Source organism: Neobacillus nitrireducens, from assembly GCF_030915405.1.
GTDB lineage: Bacteria > Bacillota > Bacilli > Bacillales > Cytobacillaceae > Neobacillus.
Map to the genome: position 1 here is coordinate 459,054 of NZ_CP133262.1, position 18,405 is coordinate 477,458.

Below are 18,405 nucleotides of genomic sequence, written 5' to 3' on the forward strand. Positions count from 1 at the left end.
AAATAATTTTGAAGAAGTGTTGTGTATGAATATTAAATCCCTCAAATTAAGTCGTAAAACTAATTCTTTGTTAGATAAATATTTTACCGGGGAATCTATAGATTACAAGCAAATGTTTGCTATTATTCTGCCAATATTTGTAGACCAGGCGTTTTTAATAGTGATGAGTTTATTAAATACGGCAATGATAAGTTCTGCTGGAGTTGCTGCTGTCAGTGCGGTTAGTATGGTAGATTCATTGAATATTTTCCTGGTCAATGTATTTATTGCTGTAGCCACAGGCGGCACTGTAATGGTAGCGCAATATAAAGGCAGCGGGAATTTAGGGATGGTTTCCAAAACTGCCACGCAAGCCATTTCTGCGGTTACCATTTTTTCTGTCTTGATAAGTGTGCTCGTCATTATTTTTCATACGTCAATCCTTAACCTTTTATTCGGTCAAGCAGAAGCGGCTGTTTTTGAAAATGCAAAAATCTATCTCATTGGCAGTTGTATTTCTTATCCATTGATTGCGATCTTTCAAGCCGTGAGTGGTGCTTTAAGAGGAGTAGGAGAAACCAAACCAGTCTTGAATTTATCCTTATTAATGAATTTAACCAATACGGGACTGAATGTTCTGCTAATTATCGTCTTTGATATGGGTGTAAAAGGACTTGTCATCGCTACTATTATAGCGAGAATTTTGGGGATGGCAGCTTCGTTAATCTATATCTTGAGGTACAATGAGACCATCCGTTTCCAAATCAAAAAAGCCTTGCACATCGATTTTTCTATTTTAAAAAAGGTGATGTATATCGGTCTGCCTTTCGCGGCAGAACAGATCTTTTTTAATGGTGGAAAACTGCTAACACAAACCTTTATTGTCCAATTAGGAACCTTAGCGCTGACCGTCTATGCTATTTGTAATTCGATCATGATGGTATTTCAAATAGGGCCTAATGCTCTAGGGATTGCCAGTGTAACCATTGTGGGCCAGAGTATCGGTCAACGAAACATTGGGGATGCAAGGAAATTTACTAAATCCTTGATTGGACTTTCCTCGATTTATTTTGTTATTACAACCGGCTTATTAATACCGATTTTTCCATTACTGATTAAGATGTTTAACCCGCCGGCTGAAATTGTGCCCACTATTTTTACTCTAATTATAATAGGGGCGATTGCGCAGCCGTTCTTATGGTCCCCAAGCTTTATTATGCCAGCAGCATTAAGAGCAGCAGGAGATTCGAACTTTACTTCGATTGCCTCGCTGTTATCGATGTGGTTGTTACGAGTAATCCTTGGATATTTTTTAGGAATTACCTTAGGGTTTGGGATTATTGGTGTTTGGGTAGCAATGATTATAGAATGGGGCTGTCGAGGACTGATCTTTTACATGCGCTTTAAAGGGAAAAAGTGGTACGCACATAAGTTGGTATAGGGATAATAAGATCAAAATAGACATATCCATCTGGATGTTGTAGGTTTTAAGTGAGTAATACATCCTATCGATTTTGTAGAAAGCTATTATGAGGGGTAGTCAAGTGGACAGTAAAAGTAAATGGAATACAAAATATAAAGAACGCATGAATGATCTGAAGGAACCTGTACCAAACCCCCGATTAAAAAACCAGTCTGCTTATCTTAAAGGTGGAACCGCTCTTGATCTAGCGTGTGGACTCGGGGGGAACAGTTTGTTCCTAGCGCGAATGAACTATCAAGTTCATGCTGTTGATATTTCGGATGTGGCAATTTCCTATGTTAGAGATCAGGCCGACCAGGACCATCTTAAGATTCAAGCCCAGGTATGTGACCTAACAGAATTGAATAATCCATTCTGGGTCAATCAAAATTTCGATTTAGTGGTTATTTCCTATTACCTCGACCGTTCACTTTTTTCAATGGTGAAGAGCCTAATTAAAGAGGGAGGATATTTTTTTATGGAAACCTTCTATCAATCACCGAATACGGGGAATCAGGGCGTATCTAATCAATATAAACTTAATCCTAAAGAGTTGTTGGATGAATTTAATAATTGGGATGTTCTCTTTTTTGATGAAAATGAACAGGAAAGTATACAAACAATATTTTGTCAGAAGCGATAGGTGGATATTGAAATAAGTTTAATATAAAAATGTTATGTAAACTATTATAGTAATATGGAGTGGAGAATTTGAGTCGTTTATTTGCCAATTGGTACGATTTTTTTATGAATCCGTTGGAAAAAAAGAAGTTTAAGAGGATTCGGGAAGAACTTCTTTCTAAGGCAACCGGTAATGTCCTAGAATTAGGATCGGGCACGGGAATAAATTTTCCTTTATATGAGGAAGCAGTAAAAGTAACTGCGATAGAGCCAAGTAAGCACATGATAGAGCAATCTTTATTAAAACAAAAGCAAGCATGTGTCCCAATTGACATAGTTCAGGCAAGTGCAGAAGAGCTGCCTTTTGCTGCGGATACTTTCGATACCGTTATAGCAACACTTGTATTTTGTACGATTCCAAATCCCGAAAAAGCAATCTTAGAAATGAAACGAGTATGTAAATCGAATGGGAAAATTCTTCTTTTTGAGCATGTTCAAATGCAAAATAGATTTCTATCTTCGCTACAGGACTGGCTTACTCCAGCCTGGAAAAAAATCTGTGATGGTTGCTGTTTAAATAGGAATACCATCGATTTACTTAGGGGTCATAATATCTCGATCATTCAGGTCCAAAACTATTATCGTGATTTATTTGTTTGTGCAGAAGGTGTAAATAAAAAATAGGTGACTTAAAGGCTGATTCTAAAGGTTGTTAAAGGAACAACATAGAAGCAGCCTTTTGTTTGCCAAACTTTTTGATTAAACGCTCCAGGGGCCAGACTCGAACGAATTCGTATTAGTCCTTGATTTCAACCTTTCCATTTTCATCAATCTCGATCGTAGTATAGCTTTTAAAGACTTCCATGTTGGTGATTTCATGCGTAACTACGCTGGCAAAGCTCTCCATGTAGGGCTTGTACACCTCAGGATCCTTTACGAGATGATAGAAATTTACTCGTCTTCCATCTTTCATATCTGTCATTCTCAATAAAAAGCGATCACCAAATTGCCCCTTAAACCATTCTCTTGCTTCTTCATGACTATTGAATTTAGGCAACTGGTTCGGATCAATTGTATTATCTTGATTCAATGTCTCGTCCACCTCTTTTCGTTATTTAGCCTCTTCTAATATTCCCTATAGTCATAAAAATTATTGACGAGTAAAAGTTTAATGAAAAATACAACTGTCTCTCCATTTCTATGGTAAATTTAAAGAGTGAAGATCAATAGGAACTTATTAATAAAGGCATTTTATAATTGAACCAAGTGTATGGAGGAAAGGTTATGGCAGTTGTAAAATCAGTCACAATCGATGGTGAGAGTATCCATGTGTTTAGAAACGCGGTCTACATTTTTGAATCGAGTTTGGGCTTTACCTTAGAATTGGATCTGATTGTCAGTGAGGTTGTAGTAAAAAAATATAAGACGGTGGACAACTTAATCGTCGAGATAGAATTAGAAGATGGTAGAATCATCCATTCGATTATGCATGCAAAAATTCTCTCGGGCGGATTGCCACAACTTAATTTATTCTGTGACCTCGATGATATCCAAGAATTCGCTGATTTCGATCGGGTTAGCGAAAATGATTCCTGGTTTCCGAATATCGAAGATGGCATTACAATAGAAGAAATAAGAAAAGTCGAAATGCCTCATGAGGATGTAAGTATCAAACTAAATCTGCCAATTAATCAGATAGAATGGATAAAAAAACAAAAAAAGAAAAGTTTGAATGAAATTTTTCAAGAAATGATTAATGAATATTGGGAAAAACAGAACATTAAGTAATTTGGGGTGATTGTTGCACTCCCGTCTGAAAATTCCATCTAGATGGTGGGTTGGTTCGATTCTATAGGGTTTGCATTGGGATGGTGATAACGCATGAAGGAAACAAAAAAGCTCCTAGAGATAGATTTATATAAACCCATTCAGACCCATTTTGTCCGAGAAGGATATAAGGTTTACGGTGAAGTGAAAGACTGTGATATTGTTGCACTGAGGGATGAGGAGTTAGTTGTTATCGAATTAAAGCTTAACTTAACTGTTGATTTATTGATGCAAGCGGCCAAACGGCAGCGGATTACGGATAAGGTGTATGTGGCGATTCCGAAACCGAAGCATCGTTTAAATTCGAAACAATGGTCGGATAAAATCCATTTAATCCGCAGGCTGGAGCTTGGTTTAATCGTTGTTTCAAGCCCAGGGAAAAGTGGAAGAGCTGAAATTATTTTTGAGCCCACTCCATTTCAGCGCAGGAAAAACAAGCGTAAGCGCGATTCTATTCTGAAGGAAATTAATGGTCGCAGTGCGGATTATAATATTGGCGGGAGTAATCGGACGAAGATTATGACGGCATATAAAGAGAATTGTATCCAAATTGCCTGTTATCTTGAAAATTTAGGCCCTTTAGCCCCAAGGATGTTAATTCAATTAGGATCAGGAAAAAATACTTCATCGATTCTTACAAAAAACTATTATGGGTGGTTTGAAAGAATCAAACGAGGTACCTATGTGATAACAGAAAAGGGGAAAGAAGAAATGAAGGAATATTCGGAGTTAGTAACTTATTATTTATCTAGCTTAGGTGACGAGAACGATACATAAACATACAAAGGCTGTCCCAAGAATTTACTTGGGACAGTTTTTTATTTACTAAGTTCCTTAATAACCACAATTGTTCGCGGCCGCGTGCCTCTGTACCATTGATAACAATGAATGCTGATCAAAATTAGGACAGTTGCGTCACCGCTATAATACATAAGCAATCCGCCTGTTTTGGCTTGGACACAGGGAACTCCGATTGGCGGGTGTGCATAAATATATTTTGAAAGGATGCCAAGGCATGCCAAGGCGATGAGTAATACACACGAACGGTGGTTAGATTCATTCTAATGAAGTTGATAGCTAAATTTGTTGATAAAAATCTTATTTTTAATTTCTCTGCAATTTGTCAAGACTGATAAAGAGAGGGCGATTAAGATAAGGAAGGAGACTTATTTATGAATAACCCGTTTGAATACCCAGAAATTTACTATAACGAAGTCATCTATTTTTTAGAAACGAAATGGAAGCGTCGACTAAGTGAACATGAGCGTCATGTACTTATTGAAGGCTATAAATTTGGAAGGATGGTTGAGGCGGAAAATGAAATCAGAATTCTTTCGGCGGAGTAATTTTTTTTGATGGGATGAATTCTATTGGCAGCGGTTGCTGCCTGTAATTTTATCAGATTTTAAATGTAACTTTGCAAACTGCAAGGTTTTTTCTCGTGTTAAGTATTGTATAATAAAGGAAGCGCTTCATATTTTTAAAAAAATGGTGTCATTGACCAACCAATTACGAGAGGCAGGTGTAAGAGGTTCGGAGATTAGTAGGTTTTCGTAGGTGTAAAAGTTTAAGCTACATAAGGGGGAATTAACGGATGTCAAACTATGTAAAAATGGGTAATCTTCAAGTAGCGGATGTACTTTATCATTTTATTAACGAAGATGCACTGCCTGGGACTGGCTTAGACCGTGAGAAGTTTTGGGCTGATTTTGAGACACTTTTTGATGACTTAACACCGAAAAATAATAAGCTGCTAGCTCGTAGGGATGATATTCAACAACAAATCAATGCCTGGCACAGGATAAATAAAACCTTTGACTTTGAAAATTATCAATCTTTTTTAAAGGAAATTGGTTATTTAGAGCGGGAATCTGCTGATTTTCAAATAAGTACGGAAAATGTTGATGAAGAAGTAGCCTTAAAAGCAGGACCACAGCTCGTCGTTCCAGTCGATAATGCCCGTTATGCTCTAAATGCAGCAAATGCCCGTTGGGGAAGCCTTTATGATGCGTTATATGGCACGGATGCAATCAGTGAAGACAATGGGGCAAAGCGAATCGGAGCCTATAATCCAAAACGAGGGGAACTAGTCATTGCCTATGGAAGGGAATTTCTTGATCAAGCTGTACCTCTAAAACAATCTTCCCATCAGGATGCTTGCAAATACCAAATTGTTAATGGGAAATTAGTAGTTTTGCTTCGTAACGGCGCAACGGGAGAACTTAAGGATGGATCCAAATTAATTGGATATCAAGGGAATCCGGAAGAGCCTTCCGCCATTTTGATGAAAAATAACGGGAATTATTTTGAAATCCAAATTGACCGCAGCCATCCGATTGGTAAAACAGATTTGGCGGGCGTTAAAGATATTTTCTTAGAGTCGGCCTTAACTACGATTATGGACTGTGAGGATTCCGTTGCCGCTGTGGATGCCGAGGACAAGGTGCTTGTTTATTCCAATTGGCTTGGTTTGATGAAGGGGGACCTGACGGCTGCTTTTACAAAGAACGGAAAGACGATCACGCGAGCTCTCCAGCCTGACAGAAAATATGCTGCCCCTTCAGGTGGTGAAATTACCTTAAAAGGACGATCTCTCATGTTTATCCGAATTGTCGGACATCTAATGAAGAGTCATGCAATTCTTGATAAGGATGGAAACGAGGTCCCTGAAGGGTTAATGGATACAGTTCTAACTAGTTTGATAGCTAAACATTCTCTTCTGGCGAATGGCCAATATCAGAATTCTTCAAAGGGCTCTATTTATATAGTTAAGCCAAAAATGCATGGGTCTGAGGAAGCAGCGTTTGCTAACGAAACGTTTAATCGTGTCGAAGATATGCTGGGACTTGAGCGGAATACGCTAAAGATTGGTGTTATGGATGAAGAACGCCGGACGTCGTTGAATCTGAAGAATTGCATAGGTGAAGTGAAGGAACGTATCGTATTCATTAATACGGGCTTCTTGGACCGAACGGGGGATGAAATCCATACGTCAATGGAAATCGGTGCGGTGATTCGTAAAAATGAAATGAAGTTTTCAACCTGGCTGCAAAGCTATGAAAAATCAAATGTGTTTGTTGGACTATCCACTGGTCTAAAAGGCCGTGCCCAGATTGGTAAAGGGATGTGGGCAATGCCGGATCTAATGGCAGAAATGCTTAAGCAAAAGATCGGTCACTTGCAAGCTGGCGGTACAACGGCATGGGTTCCTTCACCAACGGCTGCTACCCTGCACGCGCTTCATTATCATCAATTAGATGTTTCAAAGGTGCAGGAGGAGTTAGCTAAGGATATCCAGGATTTAAGGGAGCAAATTTTAACCATCCCTGTGGCCGAAAATGCTGACTGGTCGGCAGAAGAAATTCAGCAAGAGCTGGATAACAATGCCCAGGGCATCCTTGGATATGTGGTTCGTTGGGTGGAAATGGGTGTTGGCTGTTCAAAAGTACCGGATATTAATCACGTAGGCTTAATGGAGGACCGTGCGACGCTAAGGATTTCGAGTCAGCATATCGCCAATTGGCTTCACCATGGAATATGTACTCGGGAACAAGTATTGGAAACCTTAAAGAGAATGGCGAAAGTGGTCGACCGTCAAAATGAAGGAGACTCGTCTTATCGCCCAATGGCTATCGATTATGATCAATCTGTTGCCTTCCAAGCGGCGTGCGACTTAGTCTTTAAAGGCTATGATCAGCCAAACGGATACACCGAGCCAATTTTGCATCGCCGCCGAATTGAAGCAAAAGCCAAATTGGGTGTCAGGCACCACAACTGATGTAACATATTCACAAGCAACTACATCACCCCTGATGTAGTTGTTTTTATGAATGAATCTGTAAACTTATGGGAAAATACATTTGATACATATCTTAAGAGGGAGTGAATTATATGAGAAACATTGAACAGAAAGAAACACCACATATTAAGCCAAATGGGGTAGAAATTGCCGAAACGATTTTATTACCGGGAGATCCGTTACGGGCAAAGTTTATTGCTGAGACTTATTTAGACAACCCGGTCCAATTTAATTCAGTTCGAAATATGTTTGGATACACAGGATCTTATAAAGGAAAGAAAGTATCGGTAATGGGTACAGGCATGGGAATGCCAAGCATGAGCCTCTATTCCTGGGAGCTGATTCATGTTTTTGGAGTAAAAAATTTGATTCGAATCGGCACTTGCGGTGCAATCCAAGACCAGATGAATTTGTATGATATTGTTCTAGCAATGGGGGCATCGACGGACTCCCGCTATGTTCATCAATACAACCTCCCTGGAGAGTATTCCAATATTGCCTCGTTTTCATTGTTGGAAAAAGCGAAAAAAGGGGTAGATGAAAAAGGTTTTCCTGTCCATGTTGGAAATGTTCTTTCGAGTGATATTTTTTATAATGCTGACCCTAGTGCGATTGAAAAGTGGCGTAAAATGGGGATTCTTTGTGTAGAAATGGAGACCGCGGGACTTTATATGAATGCAGCATATGCTGGGGTTAATGCATTGACCATTTTAACGGTAAGTGATCATATTTTAAGAAATGAACAAACGTCACCTGAAGAAAGGCAAAATGCTTTCACTCAGATGATGGAAATCGCCTTAGAGCTTGCCTGACTAGTTATTACCGTTACAGAGATTCTTAGAAAAATAAGATTTTTGCTTATCATTTGTAAATATCAATAACGCATCAGTTCCATCACTTATACCTGGCAAATATATTGTATTGTAGAAAATGCGAGGATCGAGGTGGAACCGATGTATTTATTCAAGCAAATTTCAGAGGATGTTAAACCCATACATTTAGATTTCAAGAAAAATTCAAAAACTAAACGGCTAGTATTATGCGCATTATTTGCGTGCATTGCAGCAGTTCTTCAAGCTGCAGGTGGTTTTTTACCGGTTTTAGGTTATTTTATTAGCCCCTTTGCGACAGCACCGATTCTTTTTTGTTCCATGCTCTCCCTTCCGCTAGGCGTGATGGCCTATTTCCTTACCAATCTATTGCTGCTAATTCTTCAGCCAAGTGAATTAATTGTCTTCCCCTTTACCACTGGTTTGTTAGGGCTGGGTACTGGTGTCGCTTTCTATTTTTTTAAGAAGAGAATAAGCATCATCGTTACCGGGGCCGCATTTTTAACCGTCGGAATAATAATCCTATTAAATATTTTTAAATTCCCACTCTTGGGACCAACTATTTCGTCCTCTTTCTCTTTGTTAACAACAAGTAGTATTTTTTTATTTTCGTGCATTTATAGCTGGATTTGGATTGATATTGTCTTAATTATTTTTAAAAGGTTAAAAAAGGCTTTAACCCGGTAGGGGCAGATCCTATTTTCTTATTCTTGTGGAGATCTTTCGGTCAATTTTGCATGGCTACGTCAATTAAGACGATTTCCTCCACAGACTTCAACGCTTCTTTAAGGATGTTTTCGAATTCAAAAAGATTACTCGCTCGCTCTCCTCTAATTCCAAAACTAGCCGCTAATTGTACAAAATCCGGGTTCTTAAAGGTGACGCCGTAGTTGTTTCCAAACTTTTTGTTCATTTGCTGTACCTCAAGTTTTAACATGGAGTCATTTAAAACAATAACGATAAAAGAAAGCCCTAGTCGTTTGGCGGTCTCAATTTCGGAAAAATTCATAAGGGCGCCACCATCCCCGGTAATACAAATAACAGGGTCATAAGGGCTGGCCAATTTTGCACCAATAGCCCCTGGAATAGCTATTCCCATTGAAGCGAGACCGTTAGAGATGATTAACCGGTCTGGCATTTTCGGCTGATAGGTTCGCGCGATTGAAACTTTATGGGACCCGACATCAGATATAACAATCGTATTTTCAGGTGTTAGAGTTTCAATACAATGTAAAATATTCTCAATCGTAAAGGGTTGAGAGTGGGTGTTCACTTGATCCTGATCGATTTGATAAGCGGTCTTTATATGCTCCTTAAGTTTGTCGGAAGGTACCCAGGATTTCTTTGGCAGCTCCAATTGATTAAGCATTTGGAGTGTCATCTTAATGTTCCCGATCAGTTCAACTCCGATTGGATAATATTCATTGATTTCGGCAGGTAAGGTATCAATATGTAATACCGGAAGTTTCTTTTGATTCCAGTCTTTCGGCAGTTTCTCGACAAAGTCAAAGCCGATGACAATCAGTAAATCTGCTTCTGCCATGCCTGGTAAAACTTCATCGTTTTCATTAAATCCAAACGTAAAGAAATTCAGCGGATGTTCCTTCGGAAGCACACCTTTCGCCATAAAACTGTGGGCAACCGGAGATTGAATGGTATCGATAAATGTCAGCACCTCTGGAACTGCATCCTGCCTAATGATACCGTTTCCGATGATAATAAATGGTTTCAAGTATTTTTTTATAAGCGTGAGTGCTGCTTCGAGTGCCTCATTAACTGGGACACTTTCAGGTATAGATGTTACCGGCAAAGGCTTTCCAGGAATCATTTGAGCTGAAAAGTTCTCGGGTAACGAAATAGCTACCGCACCAGGTTTCTCTATTTTTGCTACTCTGAATGCTTTCCGAATAATAGCAGGGACAGTCTCGGATTCTTTGATTTGAGTGCTCCACTTTGTGGCTGGCTCAAACATTTTTGCAATATCTATATATTGATGGGATTCGGGATGATGACGTTCCACACCTGCTTGACCAATTAATGCCACTACTGGTGAATGATCGAGCTGGGCACTGGCAATTCCAGTTAACAAATTGGTAGCTCCAGGACCCAGCGTTGATAAACAAACGCCAACCTTCTTTGACAATCTACCATAAACATCGGCCATAAAAGCAGCCCCTTGCTCGTGCCTGACATTCACATATTGAATTTGTGATGATTTGGATAGCGAATCAGCCAGATCAAGTGTCTCCTTGCCGACAATTCCAAACACGTATTCCACACCTTCGTTTTCTAAGCAATGAACAAGTACATCGGTTACCTTCATCTTTTGTCTCCTTTACCACCTTCGTTATTTTTCTATGGTTACCGCTGATGGGATTTTTCAACCGTCCACAATATGGAGATGACTGGAAAAGTGTTAAGACGTTTAATCCAAGGAGTGATACAATTAGAAGAAAATAATGGAAAGGTTGAGAAAAAGGGTGAAAATCTATGAATGAAAACCACCAATATGTTTGGTATGCAAGTTATGGTTCCAATATTAATCCTGAGCGATTCTTATGTTATATAAAAGGGGGTCAACCTGAGGGGTCCTCCCAAGTTGAGATAGGCTGTAAGGATACTTCTCTTCCTGTGGATGAGTCAACTTTTACAATAGACCGGCCACTTTACTTTGCTAAAAAAGCAGCTAGATGGGAAGCTCAAGGAGCAGCCTTTATCGGTTTGCACGAAGACAAAGAAAACAGGACATACAGCAAAAAATATCTAATTACGGTCGAGCAGTTTTTAGATGTTGTTAAACAAGAGAATAACGGGATTGATTTTAAAATTGATTTACATGAGGTCCAACGGAAAGGTTCAAAAGTATTCCAACGCCATTCTTGGTATGGGAATATATTATTTTTAGGAGAAGAAGGAGGCTTTCCAATTTACACATTTACAGCCCCATGGGATATCAATGATGTGGAATGGAATAAGCCTTCCCATGCTTATTTAAAAACAATTATAAAGGGATTAAGTAAAGACTACATAGATGATGAAATCTTCACTTATTTTCAAAACAAACCGGGGATTAAAGATCGGTACACTGATTCTGAATTGGCTCTACTGATTAAAGAAAAGTAGAGCATTTAGGAAAAAACTATAAATTGATCAATTTGCTCAATAATATTTGGCCGTGAAGGGTATTCTTCTTACCTTTTCACGGCTTATTTTTATTAAATAAGGAATAATAAGAATCATTCATCTTGTTAAAAGAAGTGAGAGGAAAATTTATCCTTGGTAAATTGTGAATTCGCTTACAATTCACAATTAAAACCGTAATTATTCTGTTTTTAGTGTTATGATAATGATAATGGTAATATTGAACTGAAATCTCGTTTTATTTGAAATCAGTTGATGAAAATCTGTTGAAAAGGGAGTACTCCTATGAGCATAAAACAACACAAAAAACATAATATTCTTCAACGAATTGGACGAGCTTTTAAGTTGAACTTTATCAAACTGTTGCGTTCTCCAGGTGGGGCAAAAAAAGTATCGTTGGGGTTCGCAATTGGCTTTGGTTTAGAGATGGTCGTACTTTCGACGGCATCCCTTATTTATATTATGTTTTTACCAATGGTACGAATGTCTAAAGGTTCCTTACCTGCAGCTATCATCGGAAATGTCATTGGTAAATTTTCCTTTTTGCCGGTACTCCTTCTTCCTTTTGCAAAAACAATCGGTAAACTCATCTATCCATTTAACGGACAAATCGGGCATAAGACCCCATTTTCGGTTGAGGGACTATTGCATGGTGATTTTCATGGCCTTGTCAGCCTCCTCCATGGGGGAGTCCATGTGTTAATTGGAATGACTATATTCGGAATTATCCTTGGTTTTCTTTCCTACTTCCTTGTTCATTATTTCTACGAAAAAGAAAAGCAGAAAAGACTTACAAGAATTCGTGATAAACAAGCTTCTCGAAAAAATACGCTTGTTATCATTGATGCCGGTAATAATTAAGGTTTTAGCTTTTTTATGATGATGGATTCTAAAAACCTCCAGGGAAGAAAACTTTTAAGTGTCAGCATACTCTTTACACCAGCCCCGATTGGATACCTAAGTTCGGGTGTTTTTGGTTGCGAAGCAATTTGCGCAGCCAGTTTGGCAACTTCAATTGGATTGCCATGTCTGGCTTTGCCGCCTTCAATTTCTTTTAGAATGTTTTCCATATAGGCTGAGTATGGAGATTCACCCTTGACTTCCATTCCATCTACGCTGGCCCAAATATTGGTTTGATAGGATCCTGGTTCAATTAAGGAAACATCAATCCCAAAGGGTTTTAGCTCTAATCGTAAACTTTCGCTATAACCCTCCAGAGCGTATTTGGATGCAACATAGGCAGATAAACCCGGGAATCCAAATCTCCCGCTAATACTGCTCATATTGATAATCCTGCCTTGTTTCTTTGCCCGCATGGATGGTAAGACTGATTGGGTGACAGCAATTAACCCGAAAAAGTTAGTTTCAAATTGACTTCGATAAGCCTCTACTGGTAGCTCTTCGCTAAAACCTCCCAATGCAAAGCCTGCATTGTTTACCAACACATCTATAGCGGGATATTCCGCCAACAAGGTTTGAAAATGACGAATGGAATCCTGTGACGTCACATCAAGCGGTAGGACATGGATGAAATCTTCTACCTGTTTCTCTTTTGCAAGGTCCAATAACGGCTTTCCTTTGTTTACCTCTCTCATCGTTGCAATGACCGTAAATCCTTTCAATGCCAATTCAATCGCAGTTAACAGACCAAATCCGCTCGAAGATCCTGTAACAATTGCTGTTTTTGACTTCATGAGTGCCTCCTTCACTGCCCTTTTCTCTATTTAAACTTAAATTAAAGGTGTTTGTATACCTTAAAGAGAAAAAGGCTGTCCCAAAATACTTTGGGACAGCCTCTGGCTGGAATCACCTGTTATTGATTTTGCTGATTCCTGAGGGTTTGTTCAGCATAAGCAACCAGACGTTTGGTCATTTCGCCTCCGACTGAACCATTTGCTCGTGCGGTCGTATCAGCACCAAGTTGAACTCCAAACTCGTTGGCAATCTCTTCTTTCATTTGATCTAAAGCATTATCTGCTCCAGGAACCAATAGTTTGTTTCTAGCCATGATACATCACTCCCGACGAAGTTTTTTGAGCAATAAAAAATTGCTCATTGATAATTTACCCGTTTTTGGTTCATTTCATTATCATCGGGGATATTATTCTTAATGGTTGGTTAAACATTATATAGAAAAGTGAGTGATATTGATTATGATCGAATTCCCAAAAAATCTATATTGTGATAAGTGTGGCAAAGAAACAGAACACATAGTAAGTGAAGATGCTTTAGAGATAGAATATATTTGTACCGTTTGCAAGAATGAACAAGAAATTATCAAATCCTTTTTTTAAAATTTATGAAATAGGTGTTCAATGCAAAAAATAATCGTGATCGGAGCAGGAATTCTAGGTGCTTCAACCGCTTATCACCTTGCCAAGTTTGGAGCTGAGGTAACATTAGTTGATCGTATGGATCCCGGACAGGCTACGGATGCTGCGGCAGGGATTGTTTGCCCCTGGCTCTCACAGCGGCGCAACAATGCTTGGTATCAGTTAGCCAAAGGCGGTGCTCGTTACTACCCGGAATTAATTGCTCAATTAGAAGCTGATGGCGAAAGAGATACGGGCTATCAACGGGTTGGGGCGATCAGTCTTCATACAGAACAGAATAAACTCGAACAAATGGCGGAAAGAGCGAGAAAACGACGCGAGGATGCCCCGGAAATAGGTGAGATTGCTATTCTTTCACCGTCTGAAACCAAACAGCTTTTTCCTCCGTTATCTGAAGTATATGGATCTGTTTATGTTAGTGGAGGAGCACGTGTAAATGGAAGGGCATTGCGAGAATCACTAATTCGCACCTCCATTAAGCATGGTGTTACATTCATGGAAGGGGGTGCGTCCCTCGTCATGGAGGGAAACAAAGTAATTGGCTTGAACCTCGATGATTCAATCATTATGGGTGATCAGGTAATTGTGACAGGAGGGGCATGGTCTAAAGAGCTTTTACAGCCATTAGGTGTTGAGTTTTTAGTGAAACCTCAAAAGGCACAAATCATTCACCTGGAATTGCTTGAGACGGATACAAGCCAATGGCCCGTGGTCATACCTCCACAAAATCATTACATCCTAACCTTTGAAAATGGCCGCGTCGTTGTGGGTTCGACACATGAAAATGACCCCAGATTTGATACTCGAGTAACCGCAGGGGGGATCCTGGAGATTTTAAGCAAAGCGCTAGAAGTGGCACCAGGTTTATCCGCAGGCACATATCTTGAAACAAGAGTCGGCTTCCGGCCGTATACTCCAGGTTTTTTACCAGTGATTGGGGCGTTGCCGCAATTTGAAGGAATCTATGTAGCCAATGGTTTAGGGGCATCAGGGTTAACGAGTGGACCTTATCTTGGTATGGAACTGGCAAAACATGTAATAGGATGGCAAACAGAAATAGATCTGAGCAGCTATAATGTGGCCGGTGCACTTGCATCACAGGAATAATTATACATAGGTAAAAAAGAGTCTTCGGACTCTTTTTTTGTCTAAAAATAAGCTGAGGCGAATTTATGTATTATCTGATTAAAACTTTTTAGAAAATTCAAAGACATTTGAAATAATGGATTGATTAATCGAATCTGGAAATGTATAATTAACAACATACTAAATTAATCCTACCTGAATAGTATGGATTATGAGCTGATAGATTGGATGCGTGTTTACCAGCTTAATAGAGAAGTTACATAAGGAGAGGTTATACATGGTTTGGACGTCTATTGCTTATATCATCGCTTTCTTCTTCGCCATGAATATTGGAGCAAGTGGGACGGCAGCATCGATGGGATCGGCCTATGGTGCAGACGCAATTAAGAGTAAACGCTTGGCAATGGTGTTAGTGGCCTTTGCAGCCTTCCTTGGGGCTGTACTTGGTGGTGGAGAAGTTGTAAAAACAATTGGAGAGGGAATTATCCCTTCCAATCTCCTTAGTATAAAACTAGTCGTCCTGATCCTTGCAGGAGCAACATTAACCCTATTTATAGCAAATATACTAGGAATTCCCTTGTCAACCAGTGAGGTTACTGTTGGATCGATTGTAGGAGCAGGGATTGCGTTTAAAAGTTTGTACATAAATAACTTAATGGTAATTGTTTTATTTTGGGTGTTAGTTCCAATTATCTCTTTTCTCATTACGTTTTTGCTTGGAAAAATCATTTCCATGGCTGAGAAACGATGGGTTGCTTTGACGAAGAATGGGAAATGGAAAAAGTGGCTGGCTGTATTACTTGTCATAGGGGGCTGTTTAGAAGCTTTTTCGGCCGGGATGAATAATGTTGCAAACGCCGTTGGACCGCTAGTTGGTGCCGGGATGATTTCCACAACAAAAGGAATCTGGATTGGCGGTATATTCGTTTCAATCGGTGCCATTTTATTAGGGGGCAGGGTACTTGAAACGAATGGAAAGAAAATTACCAGGTTGTCTTTGCTGGAAGGAAGTGCAGTTTCCTTTACGGGAGGAACCCTCGTAATTGTGGCATCCCTGTTTGGTTTGCCAATTCCGCTGACCCAAGTTACAACCTGTGGAATTTTAGGTGTAGGTGCCTCACAAAAAGGGTTTGGTATTTGGCAAAAATCAGTAATTCAAAGGATTCTAAAAGTTTGGCTTATTTCTCCGTTAGCCTCACTTGTTATTTCTTATATTCTAATCAATCTCTTAGTTAAAATTAATATTTATAATATTATCATCATAGTTAGTACATTGATTGCAACTGTAGGAGCGCTAAGCCTCTCAGCAACCATCCGCAAGGAAAACAGTACCATTCATGATGATGGTGGTGGGATATAATTTCTCGATTTTTAGGCTTGTTTGGAACTCTGTTGAAAAACTATCAACAGAGTTTTTATATTTTAATATGAATTCACAAGTAGTAAAATTATTTTGAGCAGGATACATAGTAGAAATTAAAAAAGGCAGAAAGTTTGCCTCTTCAAAAGAAAGGATAGATTTTATGAGAGAGATAAAAAAGGTAACTATTATTGGTTTAGGGGCATTAGGTATTCTTTATGGACATCATTTTTCAAAGAAAATGCCAAAAGCAGATTTACGTATCATTGCGGACCGAGAACGAATTAATAAATATGAAAAAGAACATGTCTATTGTAACGGGGAACATTGCAATTTCAATTATCTGTCACCTGATGAACCAAGTGAGCCAGCTGATTTACTCATTTTTACGGTCAAATATAATGGATTAAAGGACGCCATTCAAGCTGTAAAGAACCATGTTGGTGAACAGACGATTATTTTATCCGCTTTAAATGGGATTTCTAGCGAGAGGATCATTGGACAGGTTTATGGTGACAAGAAAATTTTATATTGTGTTGCCCAAGGAATGGATGCCGTTAAAGAGGGAAATCAACTCATATATGACCATATGGGAATCTTATGTTTTGGAGAACAAGAACCGGGCTTGATTTCTGATAAGGTAAAGAGTGTGGCGGAATTTTTTGATCAAGTCGAACTTCCCTATGAGATTGATACAAAAATGGTGAAACGACAATGGGGGAAGTTTATGTTAAATGTAGGGGTCAATCAAACCGTAGCTGTTTTTGATAGTAATTATGGAGAGGTACAGCAGGAAGGGAAAGCTAGAGAGATGATGATTGGAGCGATGAGAGAGGTCATCGCGCTATCTGAAAAAGCAGGGGTCCATCTTACAGAAGCAGATCTAGACTATTGGTTGAGTGTATTGGCTACCTTAAGTCCAGACGGAAAACCCTCGATGGCTCAAGATGTCGAGGCCAGACGCCCCAGTGAAGTGGAATTGTTTGCCGGAACAGTCTTACACTTAGCTAAACAATACGGCATAGCAACACCCATAAATCAGGATCTTTATCACAGGATTCAATTGATAGAAAGTCAATATAAATAAAAATAGTGCCTGACACCCAATTCGTCCAAAGTTAAAATTGTGGTGTCAGGCACTATTTTGTTACGAAAATGTGAACTCAGTAGTACCTATCTGTGATTTTTATAAGCAGGTATATGGAAGGTTTTATCATTGTTATCATAAAATAGATGTATATGTAATTATTATTCTCGAGAGAAATGTAGGGATCATGACGGTGCGCAAATGGACAGAAATAGGGAACTACAACTTGAGAAGAGGGTTGATGTTAATGTGGCCTTTTGATAGCAGAAAAAAGACGAATAATATGGCAGGAAGGTCATGCTACTTTTCTGTGAAAGAGACTACAGAGGGAACCGAGTTTAATGATTTCGTCCATAACCTGAAAGAAGTCCTTAGCAATACTACAAAGGAAATCGTCTTTTTATGTGTGGGTACCGATCGTTCAACAGGAGACTCCCTGGGTCCCATCGTGGGGACAATGCTAATAAAAAATAACGTTCCATACCCTGTATATGGAACGTTAGAAAAACCAGTGCACGCGTTAAATATCAAGAAGATTCTGAAGGAAATTAATCAAACACACAATGATCCGTTTATTTTGGGGATTGATGCTTGTTTGGGTGATGAGAGGCAAATTGGGTTTATCTTTTTCAAAGAAGGTTCATTGATACCGGGCATCGCTGTCAATAAAAAGCTTCCTCATGTTGGTGAATACCATATGAAGGCAGTGGTTAATTACCTTGATGCGCTGTCACCGGCCCAATCCTTAAATAATACCAGGTTATTTACTGTCATGACGATCGCAGAAGTTATGACAAAGATGATTACGTCAGCTGTAGAAAGAGAAGCACCATCTTCCAAAAGACCAGTTGAAAACTTCCGTAGATAAGAAAGATTACTT

Annotated in this window: 19 protein-coding genes; 15 read left to right on the plus strand and 4 right to left on the minus strand. The window is 39.2% G+C overall.

Going from position 1 to position 18,405, the window contains the following annotated elements:
• The first annotated feature begins 25 nt into the window (after positions 1–25).
• The 3 genes from RCG22_RS02145 to RCG22_RS02155 all read left to right on the plus strand — a co-directional run bounded on the left by RCG22_RS02145 (position 26) and on the right by RCG22_RS02155 (position 2,746).
• Positions 26–1,420 carry an MATE family efflux transporter gene (locus RCG22_RS02145; RefSeq protein WP_308105522.1) on the plus strand — a complete coding sequence of 465 codons (1,395 nt, stop codon included), beginning with the start codon at positions 26–28 and terminating at the stop codon, positions 1,418–1,420.
• Positions 1,421–1,523: 103 nt separating this feature from the next.
• Positions 1,524–2,084: a class I SAM-dependent methyltransferase gene (locus tag RCG22_RS02150; RefSeq protein ID WP_308105523.1), complete on the plus strand. Its 561-nt coding sequence runs from the start codon at positions 1,524–1,526 to the stop codon at positions 2,082–2,084.
• Between the two features lie 59 nt (positions 2,085–2,143).
• Entirely contained in the window at positions 2,144–2,746 is a 603-nt protein-coding gene (locus tag RCG22_RS02155; protein ID WP_308105524.1) for a class I SAM-dependent methyltransferase, read from the plus strand.
• Positions 2,747–2,858: 112 nt separating this feature from the next.
• Here the strand turns inward: RCG22_RS02155 and RCG22_RS02160 are convergent, their stop codons facing one another.
• Positions 2,859–3,152 (minus strand): hypothetical protein, encoded by a 294-nt coding sequence (locus tag RCG22_RS02160; RefSeq protein WP_308105525.1) that lies wholly within the window; start codon positions 3,150–3,152, stop codon positions 2,859–2,861.
• A gap of 194 nt (positions 3,153–3,346) precedes the next feature.
• Between RCG22_RS02160 and RCG22_RS02165 the strand changes: the two genes are divergently transcribed.
• From RCG22_RS02165 to RCG22_RS02190, 6 genes are all read left to right on the plus strand, one after another.
• Positions 3,347–3,850, plus strand: a complete 504-nt coding sequence (locus RCG22_RS02165; RefSeq protein ID WP_308105526.1) for a hypothetical protein — start codon at positions 3,347–3,349, stop codon at positions 3,848–3,850.
• 93 nt (positions 3,851–3,943) lie between these two features.
• Positions 3,944–4,666: a DUF2161 domain-containing phosphodiesterase gene (locus tag RCG22_RS02170; protein WP_308105527.1), complete on the plus strand. Its 723-nt coding sequence runs from the start codon at positions 3,944–3,946 to the stop codon at positions 4,664–4,666.
• Between the two features lie 395 nt (positions 4,667–5,061).
• Positions 5,062–5,235 (plus strand): hypothetical protein, encoded by a 174-nt coding sequence (locus RCG22_RS02175; RefSeq protein ID WP_176525466.1) that lies wholly within the window; start codon positions 5,062–5,064, stop codon positions 5,233–5,235.
• 248 nt (positions 5,236–5,483) lie between these two features.
• Entirely contained in the window at positions 5,484–7,667 is a 2,184-nt protein-coding gene (locus RCG22_RS02180; RefSeq protein ID WP_308105528.1) for a malate synthase G, read from the plus strand.
• A 113-nt stretch (positions 7,668–7,780) separates the two neighbouring features.
• A complete protein-coding gene (deoD, locus tag RCG22_RS02185) occupies positions 7,781–8,500 on the plus strand; it encodes a purine-nucleoside phosphorylase (RefSeq protein ID WP_308105529.1) in 720 nt (239 codons plus the stop codon).
• Between the two features lie 141 nt (positions 8,501–8,641).
• Positions 8,642–9,205, plus strand: a complete 564-nt coding sequence (locus RCG22_RS02190; RefSeq protein ID WP_308105530.1) for a hypothetical protein — start codon at positions 8,642–8,644, stop codon at positions 9,203–9,205.
• Positions 9,206–9,245: 40 nt separating this feature from the next.
• Here RCG22_RS02190 and RCG22_RS02195 read toward each other — a convergent pair whose 3' ends face one another.
• Complete coding sequence (locus RCG22_RS02195) at positions 9,246–10,841, minus strand: acetolactate synthase large subunit (protein WP_308105531.1); 1,596 nt, start codon at positions 10,839–10,841, stop codon at positions 9,246–9,248.
• 167 nt (positions 10,842–11,008) lie between these two features.
• Here RCG22_RS02195 and RCG22_RS02200 point away from each other — a divergent pair, with 167 nt between their 5' ends.
• On the plus strand, positions 11,009–11,641 hold the full coding sequence (locus tag RCG22_RS02200) for a hypothetical protein (protein WP_308105532.1): 633 nt from the start codon (positions 11,009–11,011) through the stop codon (positions 11,639–11,641).
• A gap of 303 nt (positions 11,642–11,944) precedes the next feature.
• Entirely contained in the window at positions 11,945–12,520 is a 576-nt protein-coding gene (locus tag RCG22_RS02205; RefSeq protein ID WP_308105533.1) for a DUF2062 domain-containing protein, read from the plus strand.
• Here RCG22_RS02205 and RCG22_RS02210 read toward each other — a convergent pair.
• Positions 12,517–13,353: an SDR family oxidoreductase gene (locus RCG22_RS02210; protein ID WP_308105534.1), complete on the minus strand. Its 837-nt coding sequence runs from the start codon at positions 13,351–13,353 to the stop codon at positions 12,517–12,519. The two genes, RCG22_RS02205 and RCG22_RS02210, sit on opposite strands and share 4 nt — an antisense overlap.
• A 119-nt stretch (positions 13,354–13,472) precedes the next feature.
• A complete protein-coding gene (locus tag RCG22_RS02215; protein ID WP_308105535.1) occupies positions 13,473–13,667 on the minus strand; it encodes an alpha/beta-type small acid-soluble spore protein in 195 nt (64 codons plus the stop codon).
• A gap of 307 nt (positions 13,668–13,974) precedes the next feature.
• Here RCG22_RS02215 and RCG22_RS02220 point away from each other — a divergent pair, with 307 nt between their 5' ends.
• The 4 genes from RCG22_RS02220 to yyaC all read left to right on the plus strand — a co-directional run bounded on the left by RCG22_RS02220 (position 13,975) and on the right by yyaC (position 18,393).
• Positions 13,975–15,099: an NAD(P)/FAD-dependent oxidoreductase gene (locus RCG22_RS02220; protein ID WP_308105536.1), complete on the plus strand. Its 1,125-nt coding sequence runs from the start codon at positions 13,975–13,977 to the stop codon at positions 15,097–15,099.
• A gap of 256 nt (positions 15,100–15,355) precedes the next feature.
• Positions 15,356–16,438, plus strand: a complete 1,083-nt coding sequence (gene cysP, locus RCG22_RS02225; RefSeq protein WP_308105537.1) for a sulfate permease — start codon at positions 15,356–15,358, stop codon at positions 16,436–16,438.
• 163 nt (positions 16,439–16,601) lie between these two features.
• Positions 16,602–17,525: a ketopantoate reductase family protein gene (locus RCG22_RS02230; RefSeq protein ID WP_308105538.1), complete on the plus strand. Its 924-nt coding sequence runs from the start codon at positions 16,602–16,604 to the stop codon at positions 17,523–17,525.
• 310 nt (positions 17,526–17,835) lie between these two features.
• Positions 17,836–18,393, plus strand: coding sequence for a spore protease YyaC (gene yyaC, locus RCG22_RS02235; RefSeq protein ID WP_308105539.1), 558 nt, complete (start codon positions 17,836–17,838; stop codon positions 18,391–18,393).
• The last annotated feature ends 12 nt before the right edge of the window (positions 18,394–18,405 follow it).